General features: G+C 42.9%; 20 protein-coding genes and 1 tRNA gene. 14 read left to right on the top strand and 7 right to left on the bottom strand.

Translation table 11 applies throughout. The features are described from left to right. Positions 1-36: 36 nt before the first annotated feature. Positions 37-2,730, bottom strand: a complete 2,694-nt coding sequence (locus R8G66_20610; GenBank protein MDW3194793.1) for a DUF3352 domain-containing protein — start codon at positions 2,728-2,730, stop codon at positions 37-39. A gap of 230 nt (positions 2,731-2,960) precedes the next feature. Here R8G66_20610 and egtB point away from each other — a divergent pair, with 230 nt between their 5' ends. The 4 genes from egtB (at position 2,961) to R8G66_20590 (ending at position 6,833) form a co-directional block, all read left to right on the top strand. Beyond that, positions 2,961-4,223 carry an ergothioneine biosynthesis protein EgtB gene (gene egtB, locus R8G66_20605; protein ID MDW3194792.1) on the top strand — a complete coding sequence of 421 codons (1,263 nt, stop codon included), beginning with the start codon at positions 2,961-2,963 and terminating at the stop codon, positions 4,221-4,223. 14 nt (positions 4,224-4,237) lie between these two features. Beyond that, positions 4,238-5,221, top strand: a complete 984-nt coding sequence (locus R8G66_20600) for an L-histidine N(alpha)-methyltransferase (protein MDW3194791.1) — start codon at positions 4,238-4,240, stop codon at positions 5,219-5,221. A gap of 322 nt (positions 5,222-5,543) precedes the next feature. Then, positions 5,544-5,627: transfer RNA gene (locus R8G66_20595), tRNA-Leu, on the top strand. A 162-nt stretch (positions 5,628-5,789) separates the two neighbouring features. Then, positions 5,790-6,833 carry a M42 family metallopeptidase gene (locus R8G66_20590; protein MDW3194790.1) on the top strand — a complete coding sequence of 348 codons (1,044 nt, stop codon included), beginning with the start codon at positions 5,790-5,792 and terminating at the stop codon, positions 6,831-6,833. Between the two features lie 198 nt (positions 6,834-7,031). Here the strand turns inward: R8G66_20590 and R8G66_20585 are convergent, their stop codons facing one another. Further along, on the bottom strand, positions 7,032-7,610 hold the full coding sequence (locus tag R8G66_20585) for a TIGR00645 family protein (GenBank protein MDW3194789.1): 579 nt from the start codon (positions 7,608-7,610) through the stop codon (positions 7,032-7,034). Between the two features lie 64 nt (positions 7,611-7,674). Next, positions 7,675-8,061 carry an RDD family protein gene (locus R8G66_20580; GenBank protein MDW3194788.1) on the bottom strand — a complete coding sequence of 129 codons (387 nt, stop codon included), beginning with the start codon at positions 8,059-8,061 and terminating at the stop codon, positions 7,675-7,677. A 369-nt stretch (positions 8,062-8,430) separates the two neighbouring features. On the opposite strand from R8G66_20580, the gene R8G66_20575 reads away from it, so the two are divergent. Further along, positions 8,431-9,027, top strand: a complete 597-nt coding sequence (locus R8G66_20575) for a hypothetical protein (GenBank protein MDW3194787.1) — start codon at positions 8,431-8,433, stop codon at positions 9,025-9,027. A 106-nt stretch (positions 9,028-9,133) separates the two neighbouring features. Here R8G66_20575 and R8G66_20570 read toward each other — a convergent pair whose 3' ends face one another. Next, a complete protein-coding gene (locus R8G66_20570; GenBank protein ID MDW3194786.1) occupies positions 9,134-10,828 on the bottom strand; it encodes a serine hydrolase in 1,695 nt (564 codons plus the stop codon). A gap of 27 nt (positions 10,829-10,855) precedes the next feature. Between R8G66_20570 and arsC the strand changes: the two genes are divergently transcribed. Then, positions 10,856-11,197: an arsenate reductase (glutaredoxin) gene (gene arsC, locus R8G66_20565; GenBank protein ID MDW3194785.1), complete on the top strand. Its 342-nt coding sequence runs from the start codon at positions 10,856-10,858 to the stop codon at positions 11,195-11,197. A 3-nt stretch (positions 11,198-11,200) separates the two neighbouring features. Then, positions 11,201-12,157, top strand: coding sequence for a Gfo/Idh/MocA family oxidoreductase (locus R8G66_20560; protein MDW3194784.1), 957 nt, complete (start codon positions 11,201-11,203; stop codon positions 12,155-12,157). A gap of 85 nt (positions 12,158-12,242) precedes the next feature. Here R8G66_20560 and R8G66_20555 read toward each other — a convergent pair whose 3' ends face one another. Next, positions 12,243-15,509 carry a glycosyl hydrolase gene (locus tag R8G66_20555; GenBank protein ID MDW3194783.1) on the bottom strand — a complete coding sequence of 1,089 codons (3,267 nt, stop codon included), beginning with the start codon at positions 15,507-15,509 and terminating at the stop codon, positions 12,243-12,245. 137 nt (positions 15,510-15,646) lie between these two features. Here R8G66_20555 and R8G66_20550 point away from each other — a divergent pair, with 137 nt between their 5' ends. The 3 genes from R8G66_20550 to R8G66_20540 are packed head-to-tail and all read left to right on the top strand — an operon-like array spanning position 15,647 to position 18,572. Beyond that, positions 15,647-16,426: a hypothetical protein gene (locus R8G66_20550; protein ID MDW3194782.1), complete on the top strand. Its 780-nt coding sequence runs from the start codon at positions 15,647-15,649 to the stop codon at positions 16,424-16,426. A gap of 27 nt (positions 16,427-16,453) precedes the next feature. After that, positions 16,454-17,359, top strand: coding sequence for a sulfotransferase (locus R8G66_20545; protein MDW3194781.1), 906 nt, complete (start codon positions 16,454-16,456; stop codon positions 17,357-17,359). Positions 17,360-17,363: 4 nt separating this feature from the next. Further along, positions 17,364-18,572 carry a glycosyltransferase gene (locus R8G66_20540; protein ID MDW3194780.1) on the top strand — a complete coding sequence of 403 codons (1,209 nt, stop codon included), beginning with the start codon at positions 17,364-17,366 and terminating at the stop codon, positions 18,570-18,572. Here R8G66_20540 and R8G66_20535 read toward each other — a convergent pair. Then, the gene (locus R8G66_20535; GenBank protein MDW3194779.1) at positions 18,557-19,489 is read right to left on the bottom strand and encodes a GNAT family N-acetyltransferase; all 933 of its coding nucleotides are present in this window, start codon (positions 19,487-19,489) and stop codon (positions 18,557-18,559) included. The genes R8G66_20540 and R8G66_20535 overlap by 16 nt on opposite strands. 85 nt (positions 19,490-19,574) lie before the next feature. Between R8G66_20535 and R8G66_20530 the strand changes: the two genes are divergently transcribed. Further along, positions 19,575-20,690, top strand: coding sequence for a hypothetical protein (locus R8G66_20530; protein MDW3194778.1), 1,116 nt, complete (start codon positions 19,575-19,577; stop codon positions 20,688-20,690). Further along, entirely contained in the window at positions 20,687-21,283 is a 597-nt protein-coding gene (locus R8G66_20525; GenBank protein ID MDW3194777.1) for a YigZ family protein, read from the top strand. The genes R8G66_20530 and R8G66_20525 overlap by 4 nt, the downstream gene beginning before the upstream one ends. Positions 21,284-21,407: 124 nt before the next feature. Here R8G66_20525 and R8G66_20520 read toward each other — a convergent pair whose 3' ends face one another. Further along, positions 21,408-22,094 (bottom strand): hypothetical protein, encoded by a 687-nt coding sequence (locus R8G66_20520; GenBank protein MDW3194776.1) that lies wholly within the window; start codon positions 22,092-22,094, stop codon positions 21,408-21,410. A 139-nt stretch (positions 22,095-22,233) separates the two neighbouring features. On the opposite strand from R8G66_20520, the gene R8G66_20515 reads away from it, so the two are divergent. Beyond that, positions 22,234-22,770 (top strand): putative metal-dependent hydrolase, encoded by a 537-nt coding sequence (locus tag R8G66_20515; protein MDW3194775.1) that lies wholly within the window; start codon positions 22,234-22,236, stop codon positions 22,768-22,770. Between the two features lie 107 nt (positions 22,771-22,877). After that, the gene (locus tag R8G66_20510) at positions 22,878-23,666 is read left to right on the top strand and encodes a TIGR00266 family protein (protein MDW3194774.1); all 789 of its coding nucleotides are present in this window, start codon (positions 22,878-22,880) and stop codon (positions 23,664-23,666) included. Positions 23,667-23,925: the final 259 nt, after the last annotated feature.

The following is a 23,925-nucleotide window of genomic DNA, read 5'->3' as shown; positions in this document are numbered from 1 at the left end:
TTGAAAAACGGGGCGTTTATGGCGCTCCTTTTTTATTTAAAAGCTTGATAGTCTTAGTTTTCGGAGCTCTTTTTTGTAGGCGATATACAGGTCTGCTATATCTTCTTTCGAGTTGTATACCAGGCTAATTTGTTGCGATCCTTCGAGTGGTCCACCTGTAAGTAATCTACCTTCGAGGTTGAAAATATGAATTCGTTCGTTTTCCAGGTCTCTAATGACCACTAACTCTTTTCCCGCTGTGATGCGGTAGAACTGTTGATCTGATTCCACATCTAAATAGCTTTTAGAGAATAGCTCTTCTCCTTTTGGATCTAATATTCTCAATGCCAGTTCGTCTTTTGAGGTGATCAAAAAATGCTCTCCTGACTGGTCATTAAGAATTGAAAATGTGGTGCTTGCGGCTGGTTTGAATAGTTGGTCTCTTCTAATGATTTTACCATTTAAATCGACTTCAATCCATTCTCCTTCCTGAGTGGTCCAGGAAACGGATGAATTCTGAAAATTGTTTCCAGACTTCAAATGATAGGACTTCATTATCGGAGATTTGAAATCAATTGGAAAAGATGGGAAAGATTCCCCTCTTCGGTTTTTCAGGTGAATTTGACCTGGTTTGGTGAAGGCCATCATCACATCAAGTTTACCTATTCTGGCGTGATATAGAGGACGGAGCAATTCCTGACCTACTGGATTTGGATTCCATCCATCCAATATTTTTCCATTTTTATCTGATAGATAAATGTTACCTGACTGATCTGAGAAGCTAAATCGATAATTTTTGCTGCCATTATAATCGATGACGCTGAAATGGCTGATGGTATCCAGGCTTTCTACAGTTTTTGGGAATCCAGGTAGGTACAACCCATTTTGATCAATAATGTGTAGTTGGTTTTTAGTCGTGAAGACAAATTGTTGATTGTTGTTTTTGTAATAATCAATCTGGTGGATGTCGCTATTTATCCTACCGCTTACAGGAACCTCCCAATTCAATTCCAGCTCTTCGTTGAATTGATAAAGTGTAGTGGAAGAGTCCTGGATTAAAATTTCTATTTCATTTGTGATAGTACTTCGTTTCAGGTAAGGTTTAGAGATGATCTTATCTACTAGTATTGCTGTTTTTAATCGTTCAGGGGAAACAGCAGAAGAAACAGGTGTTTCACTTTGTGAGATGACGAAATTGGTGAAAAATCTTCCATCGATATTGCTGAATTGTATGGCTACATTATCCAGGCTTTTCAATAGTGTGCTATTGTCTGAAAAACTACTTTTCCAATATGGATTGATGCTTTTTTGCATCCTGGACCAGAATTCCGGGGTATTGACAAAAATTGAGAAGTTGGAAGCTTGATTAATTCTGCTCAAAAACTCATTTTTTCTTAGGGATTTGGCCCAGGTGTTTTCTTCTCTGATGGCATCAATGATCTTCTGTAATTGATTGGGGGAATTGCTGAAAACGATAAAATTATTGATCGTAAAGTAGAATGCTGACGGAAAGCCGAGTCCAGATTCTCCTAATAAGGTACTTGGGAATTCTTCGGCCATCATGTGCTTTATTTCCAGCCCTCGGTATTGTTCGATGTAGAGTGTGTCTCCCTGGGCATTGGCCAATTGTCTTGAAATGTCGTCAAAGTAGCTGGTTGCTAATTCCTGATCGGATACTTCAAGGATCATGGCTTTGTCTGTACCGGCTAACCGTTCAAAGTGGAGTAACCCGATCTCTTCATCTAACAGGCTATATAAATAGTTGATGTCCAAATCTACTTGATCTTGCAGTTTTGCTGCCGACGACCAAATATTAGGTTGAGTTCGTTTAAGGTAAGCTTGCTGTTTTGTTCCCCATGATTCACTGTCACTAAAGGAATAGTGGAATACGTAAGAAGTTTGCATGGGAGTTATGCTGACCAGATCAAATGCCCCAGGAGTAATACCTACATGCGTTGATAAGAATCCATCTTCGTCGTTTAGAAAAGTAAAGCCATTGAGTTGGATGGATTGATTAGCAGACTGTATGTCAAGAAAAGCAAAATTACCGGGAGAGAACGATGGTATTTCTGAGAAATTGTCAATCAGGTCCTCAAATACTTGGATGTTAATATAAAGATTCCCTTCGTCGTTTTGAAGCTTAGCCACCGTATTCATTTGTGGGAATTGCTCGACAAATGGAGAGGTTTCATTTTGTAGACTTCTAATGGCATCTTCAACCAAAAACGCAGAGAAACTTCCGATCAGGTAGTTCTTATGAAACATGAATGTGAAAGTTTCTTCCAGTCCAATTATTTCGACCAGTTCAAACCCAAGGTAGGTGCGTCTTTTTTTAGGGAATTGCTTTTGGAAATGTTCCTGGATGGTGGCCAATACACTGTGCGTAGGCAATGAATTGATTTCAAGCACAAATAAGAAATCAATTTCATCTCGTGAAATCGGATTCATACTGATCAACAGCGGATTATTATCTAGCAGTGATGCCAGTTGATTGTTTGTGATCTCTTCTAGTTGATCGATGTTTTGTCCTAGTTTTTCAAATCCCTTGATATTATTCAAGGTTTTCCAAATCTCTTGTTCTTCCAACCGTAGCAGGGTATGATAGGCCTGATTGGACTCATAAATTACCGCAGAGGATTCGGGGATAAAACTCCAGGGTGTGAGATTTGAGGGTTCTGACCATTTTTCATAGGTAAAATAGCCAGCACCAGCTAACAGAATGATCGAGGTTGTGATTAAAAAAATTCTCAAGCCGGAAGAATTGCTACTAGAAAATGGTTGACTAACAAAAATATGGAACTTCAGAAAAGAGGCAGGGTCCGATGATGATTATCTATTGTGTTTTTACGCATGCGGTTGATGGGGATAAAATTGAGACTATTTAAATTCATGATAAATATGTTCTTTCAGCGGGTTTTTTGAACTCAATTCGTCGTATTCACATTAAATGCTTATATCTTGAAGCCAAAAGTGATATCTGCATGTCAAGTCCGGTAACGGCACAAAAAATTTCGAAAAACACATTCCTGGAACGATTCATTCAGGTACGTCATCAATCAAACCACTTGTGTGCACCTCTTGAGATTGAAGACTATGTGGCTCAGCCCATGACTGATGTCAGTCCTCCGAAATGGCACCTTGCACATACTACCTGGTTCTTTGAAAATTTCATTCTTGTTCCCTACGCCAGAGAATACAAGGTTTTTCATTCGGAATACTGTTTTCTTTTCAATAGTTATTACGTGAGCGTAGGCGCAAGATGGATGAGAGGTGAGCGTGGACACCTGACCCGACCAACGGTTAAAGATATCTACGCATATCGAGCTCATGTTGACGAAGCAATGAGGCAGTTTTTTGAGGGGGAAGTAAGTGAAGAAGTGTTGAATGTCTTCGAATTAGGCTTGCAGCATGAGCAGCAACATCAGGAATTGCTGTTGTATGATATCAAATATATTCTGGGACAAAATCCGTTATTTCCACAATATACTGAAAGAGAGAGGCCATCTGCTTCAAAAGAGACAGCATCTCGTTGGTTACCTGTAAATGAGGATGTATATGAGATAGGTCATCCAGGAACAGATTTTCATTTTGATAATGAAAAAGGGTATCATAAAGTTTTTTTAGAAGCATTTGAAATCTCCAGTCACACCGTAACGATTGGTGAATACCTGGAATTTGTTAAAGATGGAGGTTATTCGGAAACAGGTCTTTGGTTATCTGAAGGATGGGATTGGGTGGTGAATAATGAAATTCAAAGCCCTCTATACTGGATCAAGCAAGATGGCGGATGGTATTTCTATACGCTACATGGTTTGATTCCTTTGAAGCTTAATGAGCCGGTTAGTCATGTTTCATTTTATGAAGCAGATGCTTTTGCGAGGTGGAAGGGACTTAGACTGCCAACAGAATTTGAGTGGGAAATAGCCAGTGGGTTATACGGAAATGCTTCGGGTAATTTTGTTGAGAATAATGAGTTTCGGCCAGTTGCGATGGAGCAGCCAGACTTTTTCGGAAATCTTTGGGAATGGACAGCCAGTGCCTATCGACCTTATCCAAGGTATGCTCCACCTGCAGGAGCTATCGGGGAGTACAATGGCAAATTCATGATCAATCAGATGGTACTGAGAGGTGGCTCATATGCAACACCAAAAGATCATATTAGAAAGACATACAGAAATTTTTTTCACCCGCACTTACAATGGCTGTTCAGTGGTTTTCGCCTGGCTCGGTCAATTGAAGCGTGATATTAGCAATTTAGATGAGTTTTGAACTCGAGACGAAGGTCTCAACCACTATTGATCCAAGTTTTGCCCAAGATGTCGATGCAGGCCTGTCCTCCACGCCAAAGACTTTGTCGTCAAAATATTTCTATGATGAAATAGGAGATAAGATCTTTCAGGAAATTATGGCCATGCCTGAGTATTATCTGACCAGAGCAGAACACAGCATTTTTGTCAGCCGAAAACAGGAAATTCTTGAAGCTGTTTTTCATGATGGACGGAAGTTTCGTCTACTGGAATTAGGAGCAGGTGATGGCCAAAAAACCAAAGTATTACTTGAGTATTTTTCCGGGAAAGAGGTGCCTTTTACCTTTAGTCCTGTTGATATTTCAGGTCATGTACTGAACATTTTGGAGGACAGGATTCGTGAGACTTTGCCAGATCTATCTATCAATTCACTGGTAGGTGATTATTTTGATGTATTGTCCAAACTCACGTATGAGGAAGGAACCCGAAATGTGGTGCTTTTTCTGGGATCTAATATTGGGAACTTTAATGATGAGCGTGCGATATCCTTTTTAAGTAAGCTCAGTAGCTATTTGAATAAAGGAGATTTGATGCTTGTTGGATTTGATTTGAGAAAAGATCCGGACAAGATTTTGAGTGCGTACCACGATAAAGCAGGTATCACTAGAAGATTCAATCTGAATTTGTTGCATCGAATCAATAAAGAACTCGGAGCTAACATTGATGTTGACAGTTTTCAGCATTATCCGATTTATAACCCTGCTACAGGTGAATGTAAAAGTTACCTGATCAATACTGAATATCAGGAGTTTACGATAGATGCGACTGAAAAGACCTATAAACTGGAGGCTTGGGAGCCAATTTATACGGAGGTTTCTAAGAAGTATTTGGACAGTGAGATCACTCTATTAGCTGAGAAAAGCGGATTCATACGAATCAATGACTTCTACGATAAAGACCGGTATTTTGTGGATACCCTTTGGGAAGTGGTTTAATCATTTGATTATTTAGATTATCTTATAGGGATTAGTTAAGAATTATTACTTCAGTAATCACTAATTCATATACTTTGCGATCCCATCTAGCTGCTCACGTGGTGAAACGGGTAGACACGCCATCTTGAGGGGATGGTGGGAGCAATCACGTGGAAGGCGGTTCGCCGCTGCGATCGAATCTTCTCGTGCGTTTTCCAAAATTCAATTGCTCAATTTATACTAATTACTTCGGTACTCTTTGGAGTGATAAAGAGTTTACAATCTTTATTAATTCCTGCTGTATATCACCTCAAATCGTATACTTTTGCGATCCCATCTAGCTGCGCACGTGGTGAAACTGGTAGACACGCCATCTTGAGGGGGTGGTGGGAGCAATCCCGTGGAAGTTCGAATCTTCTCGTGCGCACATTTTAAATTTCTTGAAAACTTTGTGAACAAAGATTACTGGATCCGTGGAATTGAAACGCCGTTGAGACGGTGGTTTATCATCGAATCCCTGCCGGCCGGCAGGTTCTCGTGCGAACATTTTTCTCTTCAATCATTTATTTCAAAACCAAATTAGCTGTCTATGTCGGTTGATGTCGCTTTACTGAAAAGATTATGTGAAACTCCAGGCGCTCCCGGATTCGAAAAACAGATCCGTGAAATTGTCTCTGAAGAAGTGGAAAGTTTTGTTGATGAGCTGCGCACTGATAATATGGGCAATTTAATCGCCATCAAACGTGCTTCCGTAGAAAATGCTAAGCGCGTCATGCTTGCGGCTCATTTGGATGAGATTGGGTTCATGGTTACACATATCGATGATCAGGGATTTATTCGGTTTCATACCCTGGGAGGTTTCGATCCGAAGACGCTCACTGCCCAACGAGTGATCATTCATGGGAAAGAGGACATAGTTGGCGTATTAGGAACTAAGCCTATACACGTAATGAGCCCCGAGGAGCGTAATAAGATCGTGAAAACGCAGGATTTCTTTATTGATTGTGGCATGTCGAAGGAAGAGATTGAAAAAGTGATTGATATTGGAGATCCAATTACGAGAGAACGTGATCTCATTGAAATGGGTAACTGTGTCAATAGCAAATCTCTGGATAATCGAGTTTCTGTATATGTGCTGATTGAGGCGCTCAAACAATTGAATGAAACAGATGTTGATGTATATGCCGTTTTTACCGTGCAGGAAGAAGTGGGTATCAGAGGTGCGCAAGTTGCTGCACATCAAATCAATCCGGACTTTGGTTTAGCGATCGATACCACAATCGCTTATGACTTGCCGGGAGCTCAACCTCACGAGAAAGTTACTTCCTTAGGTGGAGGTGCGGCGATCAAGATCATGGACGCATCAACCATTTGCGACCCTAGAATGGTGAGTTACCTCAAATCCATTGCGGGTCAATATGAAATCTCCTGGCAGCCGGAAGTGCTTACTGCCGGGGGGACTGATACTGCTGGCGTGCAAAGAACAGGTAAGAATGGATCCATTGCAGGAGCTGTTTCTATTCCTACGCGTCATTTGCACCAAGTGATTGAGATGGCAGACAAAGATGATATTGCTGCCTGTATTGATTTGATCGTGAAAGCACTACCGGAGATGGGTGCTCATGATTGGTAAGCAGGATCAGTTGTGGGATTCGGAATATAACTGGTGTTCCTTCTCATGATCCCGTTTTTTGGTTCTTAGAATTAAACGTTAAGTTAATTCCGTCAATTGCTCTGGTAAGCAAATCTTAGTTAAGTATTAAATTATCTTTATATCAAATAAAAAAGGCTCCTGGTGGAGCCTTTTATCGTTATATCATGGAAAGAACTTCTAATGTTCTTCTTCATTTGATTCTTCTTTAGGAGCTGCTTGATGTCCATGCTTGTAACTGTGAGTCACCTTCTCCGTTTGGGCCAACAGCAAAGCTGATACGATGAAGACCATGTGAATGGCGATCTCCATTATTACCTCTTCCGAATTCTGCTTCTTCGCTGCTTCGGTTTCTCTGTAGTCAATGAAAGTCTTAAGCAATTGAACTCCGGAGATAGAAGCAAGAGAGGTAGATAATTTAATTTTCAACTGGCCTGCATCGAGATCTTCTAGCCACAATGGCTTGTCTTCATGGTGGTCCACGTCGATTTTACTGGTAAATATGGAATAACCTCCGATGGTCACCATAACCACGAGGTTCATTACCATTGATATATCTACGAGTCCCAAAATCTCGAGCATCATGTCGTTTTCCTTCAAGGTGGAAAAGTGATGCCAGACGTGGAACAGAACTTCGAAGAATTTGAAAAGGTAGAGCACAGCGCCTATGATCAGGCCAACATAAAGTGGGGCCTGTACCCACCGGCTCCAAAACATGAATCCTTCGAAAAAGTTCTCAAATTGCTTGAGTCTACTCATTGCAGTGTGTATTTTCTCTGAAATATAAGTTATTCTAACGCGAATGTAAAACTTTCGTGGATTCTTACACGGAAATCACAGCACTTCCTGATAGCCAATCGTGTAGGCCTTGCCGCTTCATGTTGAATCTAATCATCAGAAACCCACCAAAAAGTAATACCAATGAAACGAACTTCAGGCTGTTTCTAAGTAAGCTGCGCCACAAGGAACCTTTCACCCCCTGATCAGGCGTGACCTTGATCGATAGTAATCTTTTACCAAGACTTCCTTGCCAGGAGGTAGTCTCGAGTATTGTATTATATAATACATATATACCCCCAAGGATGCCATATAAGCTGAAGTCACTGATAACTAATTCTGAAATACCATAACCAATCGGAAGGAATAGGACCAGATCGATATTATGCGCTAATAACCGGGACCAAAAGGGAGCATATTGTTGGCTTTCCATAAGTGCAAAAATGCATGATTCATCACTTTTCAATGAGTTCCGAAAATATCATTGTCAATCTCTCAAAGGCGCCTTATCCTAGTGTATTATTCTTGGAATAAATGTAATTATATAAAGTATTTGTTATGATAATTATAATGAATTCAGCGCCATTAAAAAGATGAAAAAGGTAAACGTTTTCCATGGTTCTGAATTTCATTTTAAGAGGTGATTTCTGGCTTATTTTAGATGAAATGTAAACTTTTGATATATTCATTGCTTTTTTCATATTGAAGGGATCTTTTTGTTGCGATCATCATGTTTGTTTGTTCATATTTGCATCAACAAACAATAATTGATCAGACAATTATGAGAAACATGGTAAAAATCATGGCAACGCTTTTAATAGTTTTAAGTGCTGCCGCTTCTAACGCCAATGCTTCACGAGATTCTCTTTATGCAGGACCTCAGTGTAAGTTATTCTCCCTAGACGATCGACAATTTCGCATGATCTATGCCGGTTCTGCTGCGCAGAATGTTCAAATACAAATAAAGGATGACCAAGACAGATTGCTGTATAAATCCAAATTGGAAGCGGATGGCTTCGCTAGGGATTTTAACTTGTCTTTTCTGCCTGATGGTGATTACACCTTTGTATTAACATCAGGTGAGTTCACGTATGAAAAGTCAGTTTCTGTCTCTGAAGCAGCAGAGCTATCAGCTCTTCAGCAAAGATTCCAAGCGTCTCAGCTTGTGTTGTCTTCTGTTGAAGGTGGGGCTTATGCACTGATCGGGACAAACAATTCTGGTTCTGTTTTGGAGTTTTCTTTGAACGACGCGGCAGGTCAGCACCTTTACACTGGAACTTATAATACCGATGAAGAGATCAAGGATCTATTCACATTCCAGGGTGTAAATGGTGACGTGACCATGAAGTTCTACCTGGATGGTAGTCTGGTTGAAGAGAAAACACTCGCTTTTAATTAATTTTTTGGTAAATAGATAGATAGTTTGAATCCCGTCATTACTGGCGGGATTTTTTTGTTTACAGGTATTAGCGGATTTAAAAGTTGCTAGCTGTAAGCTTCACTTTCTAAATCGATTTTTTAGATTCTGTTGTCCGTTCTCCACTTAGATGTGACTTTTCAAGGCTTTCGGTTTGTCCATTTTTCATTTTGAAATTGATGCGGTAGGTGGCGGCCACTTCCAGATCGAAAAGGGTGTTGCCGATCCTCTTTAATGGGGCATTTTGATAATGATCGTCAGAATAGGTGAGCTGGTCATTTACGAGCTCTACGATGCTATTTTCGAATGCGCCGGTAAACAAAGCAAGTGGAAGTTCTTGTGATTCTTGCATCGCTTGAGTGGCTTCATTATACCAGGGAAAACGAGGCATGATCTGTCTGGAAGATTCCGGGTCCATTTCCATGGCTTTCTGATAGCTTTCCCAGGATTCGATGTATTCACTTTTGAATCCTAAGATTTCTCCCAGACGGATGTATGTGTTGGCGGTGTTGGGGAAGTTCTCCAGGTGAAGTCGAGCCAGTCTTTCTGCTGGGTTCAGTTCATTTCGATCAATGAATGACCAAATAACATTATTCATCAAAGCATCATTCAATGCTTCAGGCTGGTTGATCAATATTTGACTGTATACTTCCTGGGCTTTTTCTTGATCACGGAATGCAAATGCACTTTCCAGATTTCTTCTTGCCTGCCATTCGGGATGGTCGTAGGATTCAAAATCCAGCCAATTCAATGCCGCCAGATTTTCTTCGAAGAACAGTTGAGCGATTGACTTACTGATAGCAAGCCCATTTTCGCTGTTAGTTAGCAGTACAAAACCTGTCTGACTTTGAGGAAAGACAATCGCAAAACTTCTCATGGTTTGTTCATCACTGTATTGCCATAGTGCAGGCCCAGCAGTTCCTGATTGAATACCTAGTCCAGGCCCCCACGATACAAGGCTTTCTTCCGTTTCATCCTCCCAAAGGCTCACCTTAGCTAACGTTTGTGTTTGTATGTTCTTCGTTTCTGGTTTGAAGAAATCATTGCTAAATGCATTCAGGATCTTCATATAATCACCTGCATTGGTGTAAAATATGGCAACATTGGTTTTATCAGAATTTCTATTTCTTCCGATCAGATCATGCCCCACTGCTGCTTTTGGACTTTTTTGATCTCCAAAGAAAGAGTTAGTAATCTTCAAAGGCTGAAAAACCCATTGATCGGCCAAAGCTTGAATGGAGGTGTTGAATTTTGCTTCCAGTGCTCTCATGATCCATTCAAATCCTAAATGGGAATAATTCCATAATTCTCCCGGTACCTGAATGATCTCAATGACATCATTGGTGTCTGCCCAAATGGGAAGGCCACTGGTATGCGAAAGAAGATGATTGTAAGTGATCAGGTGATTGTATGTTCCGGTCGCAAGTCGAGGGTCCAGATAATCTGTTGTGATTGTTTGATTGAGGTCTAATTGGTTCTCCTCTGCCAATCGGAAACATATTGCGGCAATGACTGAATATCCCAAATCATTGGCTCGAAATGGGGTATCATCAGCAACTTTTAGGGATGAACCAAGGTTTGCAAACCCACTTGAAAAAATAAACTCTTCCTCCGCATTGAAATAACCGACCTGAATACCTGGGATTTTCGCGACTTCCATTAGGTTTTCAATGGCTGTCTTTTGTTCCTGTGATAGTTCTGTTCTTGTTTTTTGCCGATCACAACTTATCAGGGTGATCGCTATGAACACGATGAGTAAGCGTTTTATATTTGAATGGTTCATATTGTTTCCTTAAGCATTGTAATTGTAATGATACAGATTTATCATAACCCAAGATGTGGTAAGAGTCGTTCTGCGCTGAAAATCTTAGACGAAAAAGAGTTGTCTTTTGATACGAAATTGTACTTGAAAGCGCCGCCAACTTTTGATGAACTGAAAGATGTGCTGTCGAAGCTGTCTATGAAACCAGAAGCATTACTGCGAAAAGGAGAAGCCATTTATAAGGAGCAATACAAAGGAAAGTCCCTTTCTGATGATGAATGGATCAACGCGATGGTTGAAAATCCTATTCTAATAGAACGACCTATTGTAATCAGTGGAGACAAGGCTGTTGTCGGCCGGCCTCCGGAGAAGGTACTGGAAATTATCTGATCCATGAATAAAGTAAGATGGGGCATTCTTGGTCCCGGAAACATCGCGGCGGATTTCGTCAATGATTTTCAGTTCGTTTCAAATGGTGTCGTTCAAGCGGTGGCCTCACGATCTAATGAGCGATCCCAGGTTTTTGCGGACAAGTTTCAAATTCCGATAGTCCTGGATTCCTATGAAGAATTAGTCGCTCACCCGGCAGTGGATGCGATCTATGTAGCTACGCCTCATAACTTCCATTTCGAGCAATCAAAATTGACCTTGAATCAAGGGAAAGCGGTGCTTTGTGAAAAACCAGTTACGACCTCATTGGCAGATTTTCAATCCTTACGCTCCATTGCTATAGAGAAGGAAGTATTGTTAATGGAGGGCATGTGGACGTATTTTCTTCCTGCGATTCTCAAAGCCAAACAGTGGGTGAATGAAGGACGAATTGGTGCGGTCAAGCATGTGAAATCAGATTTTGGATTTTATGCCCCTTTTGATCCGGAAAACCGCTTGTTCAATCCGGCATTAGCTGGAGGAGCGCTGTTAGATATTGGTATTTACCCCATTGCTCTGGCGAATTATTTCCTCGAAAAAATGCCCACGGACATCAAGGTTCGATCCCGAAAAGCCGAGTCGGGTGTAGATAGTGATTTGATGATGTCTTTTGAATATTCTGACGCTTTGGCCACACTCCATGCTTCGTTAGAATGCCGGTTGCCTAACCTTACTTATGTGATTGGAGATAAAGGCTACATCACGATTCCTAATGGTTGGCAAGCCCGTGAATGTTCTTTGTTCATCGAAAGCGACCAAGTGGACCATTTCAATGATGGCCGAACCGGGTTTGGTTTCAATTATGAGATTGAAGCATTCAATTCGGATTTGCTCACCGGAAAGCTCGAATCAGCTGTTGTTACTCACAAGGTGAGTGAAAGATTGCAGACTTTGATGGAGGAGGTTAGGAAGTTGTTTTAGGTAGGTTTTGAGTACCTCAACCTACCTTGGAGAACCTCAACATACCATTAGTTCTGGCAGATTGAGGTCCTCAAAATCTGATATTCTATTCACCACCCTCCACGTAAGGAGCTCCGGCGGCTTTTAGCTTCTCATCTAATTCTTTCATTTTTTGCATAGCAGCTTGCATGCTTTCGTTGATGCTGTTCAATGCGCTGTTGACCAGATCTAATGATCGTTTATGGGTTGGAGTAGGGCCGTAGGTAGAACGACTGATCCCGCGATCTACCGCAAATAGCCGATCTCCAATCGTGGGTTTGGTTTTTTCTCCAATCTCTCTTTTGGTTGCCATTCCGTACATATCTGCATCTATTGCCAAAATTTGCAGCTTCAAGTCATGTAGCTCTTCGTCTAGCGTTCCGGGAGATGTGGATGCTTGACTCAGTGCTTTTTGCATGGCATCAACACGCTTCATCATGTTCGCCAATTTCAGATCTGTTGCAGAAACATTTCTGACCGTTTCGTCATAGGCTCTCCAGAATGTAGCTGTAACTGCTGGTGATGAACCTGTGAGTGCTCCTGGTCTCATGCGTTCCACTTCAAATCGGACTGGTTCTGATAACGCTGTTATTGCTCCACCGATTTGTTTGTACAACTGTGCGGTATAAGTTCCGGGAGCGGCCATCATTCCTTGAGGTTGGAAACTGCCACCTCCTGATGTTCTCAATGCGCTTGGGGTAGGGTATCTTAAATCCCAGGTTGCGCGGTGCATTCCCTTTTTGGCCTTTCCTTCTACTCTTCTGATCACTTTGCCACTTTCATCCGCAATAGCGATCCAAACTTTTGGGACAGCTTCTCTTTTTTCATTCTCTACCGCATCCCATCCTGGAAAGGAGGCTGTTTTCCCTTTCTCAGCTGCTTGTCTTTTTTCCGCCAAGGTGGTGTAACCGTCTTTTAAGTAGTAGGTGAAGGTGGCGCCAAAATCCGGGTTAGGTGCTACGAAGTGTTGCGCTCCCTGAGATCCTTTTTGGTCATCAAAACTCAAATGTGAACGAGGAATGTACCACCAGGCTTTTCTGGCACTGAAAAGTGCTGCTTCTTGATCTAGTTTGGCTGTCGAAACTTCTCGTAAAAAGCTGTAATCGTCGAAGATGAAAAAGCCCCGGCCAAATGAAGCGCCTACCAGGTCATTTTCTCTTTTTTGGATGGCCAGGTCTCTGAACGAGATCACAGGAACTCCTCCTTCGAGCTTGGTCCAGGTTTTGGCCGCATCTACGGTGAAATAGATCCCGAATTCAGTTCCCAGGAACATTAATTCTGGCTTTTCATGATCTTGTACAATTCTCCAGACCAACGTTCTGTCCGGAATATTGCCTCGAATAGAAGTCCAGGTAGCACCACGATCGGTACTTTTTGCCAGGTAAGGTTGGAAGTCGCCGTACTTATGGTTGTCCAGCAATACGTAGACCGTATTTGCATCGTGAAGGTCAGCCTTGATGTCATTGACAAAAGCAGTTGCCGGTACACCAGGTAGTGCACTTACATTGATCTTACTCCAGTTATCTCCACCATTTTCGGTCACCTGGATCAAGCCGTCATCTGTTCCGATGTAGATCAAGCCTTCTTGCTGTGGCGATTCTGAAACGGAAGTGATGGTGTTGTAATTGGACATGGCCAATACATCCCATGGGGAGTCCCAGCTTTGTGTACTGCCCATGATGGGTAGCTCCAACCGGTTCTGGTTCTTGGTAAGATCACCGGATATGGCCGTCCATTCATCACCACGATTGTCAGATCTCCATACCCGCTGAGAAGCAAAGTAGATTCGAGACGATTGGTGTGGACTTACCAGAATGGGAGCATCCCAATTAAATCTTTCATAAGGCTCATCCGGACCAGGTTGGGGCTGAATGTCTACCACTTCACCGGTGGTCATGTCGATACGAGATAAGTTTCCTTCCTGACGTTCTGCGTATAATATGTCAGGATTGCCAGGCTCGGTTGCTGGTTGGTGTCCATCCCAATTAAGGACTACTTTCCAGTCGGAATTTTGGATGCCGTGTACATTGTCCGTTCTGGAAGGACCACCTTCGGTGCTGTTGTCCTGGGTTCCGCCATAGACGTTGTAAAAAGGAGCAGCATCATCTACTGCTAATTTGTAGAACTGTGTGATGGGCAGGTTTTCCATGTAACGCCAGTTTTTGGCATCATCAAAACTTTCATAAACGCCCCCATCTGAACCGATCATGATATAATCGGGATCACTCATCTTAAAGGCGAGTGCATGGTCATCACCATGTCTGTGTTCTCGATTGAAAGGCTTGAAAGTCTTACCACCATCCAATGAAATTTCGGACGTATTACTCATCATATAGAGTCGATCGAAATGGTGCGGTGAGGCGAATAATTCCTGGTAGTAATGTGGTCCGGTTCCACCGCCGACAGCATCGGCACCTTTGACCCAGGTTTCGCCTCGATCTGCAGAGCGATAAACGGCACCTTTTCGTCGGTTCAACTCAATGGCTGCATAAACCACATCAGGCTGTTGAAAGGAAATGGCAAGGCCAATTTTACCCATCGTTCCTTTTGGAAGTCCGTTGCTGAGCTTTTTCCAGGTTTCTCCACCATCTTCACTGCGGTATAAGGCTGTTTTTGGCCCACCACCCATATAGGCGGCTACATTTCTATGATGTTGCCAGGTAGCTGCGTAAATTCTATTCGCATTTCGGGGATCAACGACCATGTCAGCTACACCTGTCCATTCTTCATCTCCCAGGGTCTTCTTCCAGGTTTTACCACCATCTGTGGATTTGTAGAAGCCTCTTTCGCCACCTGGGCTCCACAGCGGTCCCTGGGAAGCGACATATATGACATCTGAATTTTCCGGGTGAACGATGATCTTTGAAAGGTGCTCCGATTTCTTAAGTCCCATGTTGGTCCAGGTATTGCCACCGTCTTCGCTTTTGTAGATACCATCACCATAGGCAATGTGACGGCCACCAACGTTTTCTCCGGTGCCTACCCAAACCACATGCGGATTCTTTGGGTCAAGGGCGATGCATCCGGTTGCGAAAGAGCCCTGATCGTCGAAAATAGGTTTCCAGGTAGTTCCGGCATTTACTGTTTTCCAGACGCCACCAGAAGCTACAGCTACATACCAAATACTTTCATTTTCAGGATGAATGGCCAGGTCAGTGATCCGCCCGGACATGAAGGCGGGGCCAATGTTTCTGAACTTGATGTCTTTGAAGGTCTCTGCAGGGATGGGCTGTGCTGCAGGTGCAGTATTACTACGTCTTCGTCGTTGGGCCGTAGCGTCAAAAGCCATCAGGACAACCAGAGAAAAGAGCAAAACTTTCGATAGAATTCGCATGATTGATTTTATAGATGAATGACCCAAGTTAATTTCCAGATGGCTTACATTAGTTGCTGAAATATTTGAGCGGTCGAGCCGATTGATAGAATTTTGCAATTGAGCTGTCGTTCATCTATTTAGACAATACCATCAACATGACGAAACAAACTAAAAGCACCTTTTACAGCACACTGACAAGTCCGTATTTTTTGTTGTCGCTGACCCTATTGGTTTTGAATGATCATCTGTTCAAGTATCAGTTCCATAATTTCCTGACAGGGAAAATTTCAGACTTTGCCGGGGTATTTTGTTTTGGGCTTTTCTTCGCAGGATTATTTCCAAAGCATGCTAAGGGAGTACTATTTGCGGTGGGGCTCTTCTTCTTCTATTGGAAATCAGAGTTCAGTACACCTTTTATTCACTGGTTCAATCAGCATACGATTTTCAACTACTCCAGAGTGGTTGATTACGGTGATCTTTCCTCTTTGGTGATGCTTCCATTGGCTTATTTTAAGCTTCAAGATATCGTGAATGCTCCAACCGCCATCCGGATGTCGCCAGTGCTTCCACTTTTGCTGACGAGTGTGTCATTTGTAGCTACTTCACAAGAAGAAGTTCCGATCAATTGTTATGCCGGAACTGGTTATGATCTTCCTATTACGCAAGAAGAGCTCATTCGTAGGATAGAAAATAATTTTTATACGGATGATCGCGGTTTTGAGCTTGGTTCGGACGAGACATTATTGGAATATCGTACGGGCATTTGTGGTGATACCATACGTGTTCTAGTGCCCGTGAGGACTGCCTTTATCACGGATAGTACTTCTGCTATAATCGCATTCGATATTTGTTTGGAATGTGAGGATTTCATTGACCTGGGAGATGTGCTAGATGATTTTGAAGAACGAGTGGTGGACGTGCTGCGCTCGAACTAACTATTCTGTTTGGATTAACTTGCTTGCGTGAACAGGCTGAAACTTGCCCGACTACTTTTATCTTTCGTAAAGAGGCTTCCTCGACGTTATCCTGTTCATTCAAGAACGGAACAATTACCTTTTTTCATTTTAAATGCCGGTAGGAGCGGGAGTACCTTGCTCAATCGAATTTTGAATGAACATCCAAAGTTGGGCTTGCCAACGGAGCAATATTTCTTAGGACCAGCCATTTTTAAATATCATTTCTACAATTACATGATCTGGCGCGACCTGATGCAGGTGATTGTAGGAGAATTGTGGGACCAACGCAAGCATACCTGGGAGCTAGATCTACAAGCAGTCATTCGAGAGATCATCGATTTACCTAAGCGTAATAGATCATTGGTACAGATGGTTGATCAACTTTTCCGGCATGTGGTGGACAAACCCCGGTGGGGCGATAGTACTCCCTTGAATGTGTTCTATTACAAAGAACTTTACCATCTGTATCCGAAGGCAAAATATATTTTCCTGATACGGGATGGCCGTGATGTGGTAGCTTCTTATAAAAATGGGGGAGAAGCCGCCTTTGGTGAACTGGCTCAAGTGGAAGAGAGTACAGCAAGATGGTTAATACACGCCAAGGCAATGAATTGGTACAAGCAACGAACTCAGATATTAGAAGTAAGCTATGAGGCTTTCATGAAAGATCCTGATCAACAACTGACCTTGATTTGTCAATTTCTCGAGATCGAGGAGATGCCCAGGGATTGGAGAAACTATACCGAACATGTGCCGAGTGCAGAATTTTTTGAACCTTCACATCATGATGCGGTGAGATCTACTCCTTTTATGGATTCAATTGGGAAATGGAAATCCGTTTTATCCGAATCGGAGGCTGAGTACTGTCAGGGCATCATGTCGGCCCAGTTAAAAAAGTACGGTTACCTTTAACAGGATGCGCGTCTTCATCATTCCTTCCTGGTTTCCTTCACCGAGCCACCCTAATGCTGGGATCTTTTTCAGGGAACAGGCTGAAATGTACGCGGAACAATTTTCGGAGGATAAGGTAGGTTTAGTAAGCTGGGGTCAGAATGATCAGCGCCTTTTACTAGAGAAAAGCCAACTATTCAGAATACCGGAGAAGTTATTGGGAGCCAGAAAAATCAAGTCATCCGAATGGGAATATGAGAGCAATTTTATTGAATGGTTTCTGCCTCGATTCACCTGGACCAGGAGGTTTTTTCAGGGCAATATCCATCGAATCATTCATGCATGTGATCAGGCGTTCTCCATTTTCGTTGCCAGATATGGAAAGCCTGACCTGATCCACGCGCATGTCGGTTATCCTGCAGGGTTCATTGCCTGGAAGCTGTCAGAACAACACAAGATCCCTTTTATGATTACAGAGCACATGGGACCCTTTCCATTTGCTGATTTTAAGAAGGGGACGAAACTGGATGATAAGCTTTTGGGGCCGCTGATGCACTCGCACCGAAACCTGGCCGTCTCAGCACATTTGCAACGAGAATTGAATCGGTACGGAATTGCCTCCTCCGTTTTCAATAATTTCATTGATGATGATCATTTCCAGGTAGGCGAGAGACAGCAGTCAGTTGATAGAATCCAATTACTGCATATTGGTCGACTGGCCCCTGAAAAGAGACAGGTTGATTTGCTTCATGCCATGTTTTTGTTGCCGAATGAGATTGATTTTGAATTGGTGATAGCTGGGGAAGGGCCTCTCAAGTCAGATTTGATACAATTGACCAAAACACTTGGACTTCAAGGGAAGGTCATTTTTAAAGGAAACTTGAACCGTGAAGGCATCAGGCAACAGCTTCATAGAGCGGACCTTTTTGTGTTAAGCAGTAGCTATGAAAACTTTCCGGTGGCGCTTTTAGAAGCGCTGGCCTGTGGAAAACCGGTAGTGGCTACCCGTTGTGGTGGACCCGAGGAAATGGTTTCTGATGTGAATGGATTGTTGGCCAATCCATTTGATCCTAAAGACCTATCTCAAAAGATCATGCAGGCTATTGCTGACTTGAAAGCGTATGATGCTCAGATGATCAGAGGGGATTTCATGGATCGATACAGTCGAGATCAATCATTGAAGAAGCTTCGGGAAATTTATGCGGAGGTAATAACTGCTTACCACTCCAAATAAAAGGTGGATTTTGTGGTTTGAACTGCCCCTAATCGCTGCTTGAAATCATAGAGTCCTTGTTGTAATTGTCCATCGATGGAGGAAATCCCCAGGTCAAGATACTGGATGTTTTCATCACGACAAGTTTCGTAGATCAATTCCAAGAGTCCAACCATCGGGCTGTCTCTTCGATAGCGATTATCTGTAGCCGGGAGGTAGTAATACAAGTGATTTTGATCTACCCGACAGGCGATTACCGCCGCTACCAAGGTCTCTGCGGCACGGGCAGTAAACACTTCATATCGCCCATCCATGCTGAAGCATAATTCCTTAAGCTTATCGATGCTGATGTTTATTTTCAAACCTTGTTCTTGCCTGCACTCATCGATAAAATCATGGCACTCTGACAGGAGGTCGTTCGAAATCAGTTCTCGTGCAAAATAGATTTTTCCTGAGCGAAGTTTTTTAAGTTTTCTACGTTCCATTTGATGCAATCCTGCGTCAAAGGCACCTTTTACAATGAGGTGTTGGTTCGTTTCATGGGTAAATGCCCTGAAGCCTTCTTTTATCCAAAATTCAGCTGTTGGAGCATGCGCATAGATCGGAGAAGGGCATATGATCTGTATTTTTTGGATTCCCATTTTTGCTAACTCCGTTTTGATGAAATCCAGGAATTGATGTAAGGTCTCCTTTGAAAGCTTGTTATTCATCCAAATTGACCCGAAAGGACTTCTGTTCAAACTTGTCGCAATTCCGTCATTACAGTTCAAGGTGATGGCTGCACTCAACTTCGATTGCTCGAAGACCGTAAATGCTACAGGATTCTCATAATTTTGGGCATTCAGGTATTCAGGTTGGTAAAAAAGTAACGCTACTGCTTTGAGCAGATCAAAGTCATCAGGCGTGATGATGTCGGAAGTGATGATTTTGAATTCCAATTGGCGAGCTTTTTGCAAGTGTAATATGAATGAATACCAGAATACGCATGAGATCGTTGTTCTAATTTGAGAAATTAAAATTCTTTTGAGAAGGTTTCTGATCATTTGTTTCTACCTGGCGTCCTTTGGGGTGCATGCTCAGTTTGAGTTCTTCGGACATCCGGATCGCATGGAGTTGGTGCGAAGAGGTGGGGACTTTATCTATAACCTTGAAGTAGATTCTGCTAACGTCTACATTGAAAAGGCCCGAGAGGTACTTCCTAATCACCCGGTAGTACCATTGATGGAAGGCCTACAAATTCTTTGGCTTCATATTCCTGTTCTAGATTCTGTGTTTGAAACGTTCATCGCGAAGATGGATGAAGCGGTTAAGCTTTCGGAAGAACTTCCCGGAGGGATCAAGAAAAACGATGAAGCGTTGTTTTTTGCCCTCGCGGCAAGAGGGCTCATGGCAGAGTATTTCGCCGATGTGGGCCAATATATGCGGGCAGTCGGTGAGGCGAATAAAGCGTATGGGCTGGTCAAACGAGGATTTGAAAAAACGGACTCGATCAATGAGTTTTTGTTCACATCGGGGCTTTATAATTACTTCCGGGTGAAGTATCCGGAAATCAATCCGGTTTATAAGCCTTTTGTTTGGCTGTTTAAAAACGGTGACAAAAAACTGGGCCTGGAGCAATTGGATGAAGCCACTCGGAATACGATTATTTCGAGGATAGAAGCCAATATTTATATTTCTTACATCTACTTAAGGTATGAAGATACGCCGGAAAAGGCCCAGGAATATTTGTCTTACCTCGTTGAACAATATCCCAATAATTCTTACCTCATTACCAAGTACCTGGAATCACTAAGATCCGATGTGTATTTCGCTGAAGCTCCTTTAGACCTGATCATTCAACTTCAGCAGGATGAAAACGCCTATTCCAAGATGGCGGGATTTATCTTTCGGGGGCTTTATATAGAAAAAGTACTCAACCGACCGGAGGAAGCAGTACAGTATTATGCGCGAGGCATTGATATTGGTCGTCAAATCCCCAATCACGGTGAATTTTATAAAAGCCTGGGTTATCTGGGCATGGGTAGGATCACCAGGAAGGATAAACCAGGGACTTCTAGTGCATATCTCAAAAAATCACTGGAATATGCAGAAACCAAAGATGTAAAACGTGAGGCAAGGGCTTTGCTAAGAGAAGAGTGACTAGCTACTGGACCATAACCCAAAATTCGGATGGATTCTTCAAGGATCGGGGTAGTAAGTTCCACAGCTTTGCTTTTCCTGTGGATTCGGAGGAAGATGTGAAGATGGCACTGGAAGCGCTTCGTAAGGAGTATTATGATGCCAGACATCATTGTTATGCATATGTCCTGGGCATGGAGCAACAGCAAACGCGTGCCAATGACGATGGAGAGCCAGGCCATTCTGCAGGCGATCCTATCCTCGGTCAGATTCGTTCTTTTGGCCTGACCAATGTGTTGGTTGTGGTGATCCGGTATTTCGGAGGAACCAAACTTGGTGTGGGAGGATTGATCCAGGCTTACAAAACAGCCGCGGAGGATGCCCTGCAGAAAGTGACCAAACATGAGATTTATCCGGTTGTTCGATTTGAACTGAACTACGCTTACGATGAAACCACTGCAGCCGAGCGCCTGCTGGGGCTTTTTGAATTGAAATTCATTGAACGGGTCTATGAGGCCTCTTGTCGTGTGGTAGCGGAGATCAGAGCTGAACAATACGAACAACTAATCGCCGCGAATGAGCCACCGCATCAGTTGTCGATTCGGGTGGTGTAGGTTTCGACAGGCTCAACCTGACAGGTTTCGACAGGCCAATCTTCCGACGAGTTAGGCTCAATATCAGAGTCCTTTTCAAGTGACTCTGATTGGCTAACTGTCATTCTTTGAAGACGCTGAGGAATTACTCTATCTTATGAATGGTCAATGGAATGGCGAGTGGTCCGGGGCCTTGATGATTCGGTGCAAACCATGCGCCTTTGTATTCCTTCCAATCTTCCCAGGTAGTTCTAAGGCCTTGCACAGGTATAATGCTTGTCCACATTTCCCAGGCGACAGGCTTTCCTGATTCGTCCAGGTACCATAGGTAACTATCGCCAGGAGTTACTCCTCCTGAGGTGTAAGTGATCAGCAGCGCAGGACCTTCTTCCGTTTCAATGACACTTCTTTCCGTGCCCGGATCACGTACTTTGTACGGAGCCACCAGCCAAAACGAGTCGTTCGCAAAGTAAGCCCAGGCCGTCTGGATGGCTTCTTGTTTGGTATCACCAACCAAAGCGACGCCATTTTTCTTGGCTTCGCCAGTTAGTTCATCTGGATTAAGCTGTACCTCAAAGTCCTCCCATTTTACGATCACCTCATTGTCCTTCTTATTCCAGGAGAAATGGTGGCCGTCCCGGAAAGTCCATTCCAGGTAGTTGAGTTGCTCGTAGGCATCTGCATTGATGGCATTCAGCATCTTGTCGGTCAGTACTTCCGCAGCTGGTCCCTTGGTGCCTTCCGGTAAAGATTTACTTGAAATATTGATGGCTGCAAAAATGATGACCACAATACTTACGAGAACAATTGCGAACCACTTTAGGATTTTCATGATAGGTAGGGTTGATCTTTAAATTTGGATCCTTTTCAATCTGTGACAAAACTAAGCATTACCCTTTGCTCTAAGAACGTTCTTTAAAATTGGATACGCCGTGACAGGTTTTGGTACTTTTGGATCAATCAATTTTTTTATGGGAAAAGATCTTAAGCAGCTTCAATATCCGATCGGTTCATTTGAGTCGCCCGCCAACTATGAAGAGGCACCGATTTCAAACTGGATCGAGACCATTGCCAGATTTCCATCGGATCTCACTTCACTGGTTGAGAATCTGGATGAACAACAATTGGATACTCCTTACCGACCGGGAGGATGGACCATTCGACAGTTGGTGCATCATGTAGGTGATAGTCACATGAATAGCTACGTTCGTTTCAAATGGACCTTAACCGAAGATCAGCCGGTGATCAAGGCCTATTACGAGGACCGATGGGCGGAGTTGCCTGATTCGAAAGGAGATATTCTTCCGGGATTGGCATTGGTTAAAGCGCTGCATGAAAAGTGGGTGATCTTGCTTCAACACCTCGGAGAGGAAGAGCTACATCGTTCTTTTATTCATCCTGAGACCAAAAAAGAGATACCCCTATGGCTTAATATTGGTTTGTATGACTGGCATTGCCGACATCACCTTGCCCACATTTCTGGTTTGTTGCAACGTAAGGGATGGTAAGTTTTTGAATGGTACGGGTAAACCTAATTCGCTCTGAATTCATGGACATCTGTGATGAAATTAGATAAGTCGTATTATTTTCAGGGATTAATAATGTTTATACAGATATGAGATCACACGAAATAGATTACGAAATACACGGGGATGACATGCAAATGGTGGAGGTGGAATTGGATCCACAAGAGACGGTCATTGCAGAAGCCGGAGCTATGAACTGGATGGAACAGGGCATTGCCTTTGAAGCTAAAATGGGTGATGGTTCAGAGCCTAACAAAGGGTTTTTTGGAAAGGTGCTGGATGTTGGCAAAAGAGCCCTAACCGGTGAATCTATTTTTATGACCCATTTCACCAATGAAGGTCATTCCAGAGCCAAAGCTGCTTTCGCTGCACCGTATCCTGGAAAGATCATTCCGGTGGACCTGCCTAAGATTGGCGGAGAAATCATGTGCCAAAAAGATGCTTTTCTTTGTGCAGCCCTGGGGACCAAAGTGGATATCGCATTTTCCAGGAAACTAGGTGCAGGATTCTTCGGTGGAGAAGGTTTTATCCTTCAGCGATTAAGTGGTGATGGCAAGGCGTTTATCCATGCCGGTGGCACGGTTGTGAAGAAGGAATTGAACAATGAGGAACTTCGGATCGACACAGGATGTATTGTCGCCTTTTCTTCGGGTATCGATTATGATATTCAGCGTGCAGGGAATTTAAAATCGATGTTTTTTGGTGGAGAGGGTTTGTTCCTGGCGACTTTGCGAGGGACTGGAACAGTTTATTTACAAAGTTTACCATTCTCCAGACTGGCAGATCGAATTTTGCAGCATGCACCATCGACTGGAGGATCTGATAAAGGTGAAGGATCAATTCTCGGAGGTATCGGCCGAATGATCGACGGAGATTAATTCCCGATTCAATTGGAGAATTGCCGGCTCTTTTGAAATAACACTCGTTCAGGTCGTTTCATTTCGATCTGAACGTTTATCGCATTTCTTTTGTAATGTATCCGAGGATTCAGCCCCTCAGAGATAAGGACTGAATAAGAAAATTTTGAAATTGGGTCCAACCAGATTATAGCATTAGTAAGAATCCCCGTACAATGACTGGGATTTTTTCTTTTATGATATTTGACAACAGATCAACCGGAAAATGTGATTAACGCGA

The sequence above is a fragment of the Cytophagales bacterium genome, from assembly GCA_033344775.1.
In the GTDB taxonomy this organism is placed as follows: domain Bacteria; phylum Bacteroidota; class Bacteroidia; order Cytophagales; family Cyclobacteriaceae; genus JAWPMT01.
This window is presented reverse-complemented; position numbering and strand designations above follow the sequence as displayed.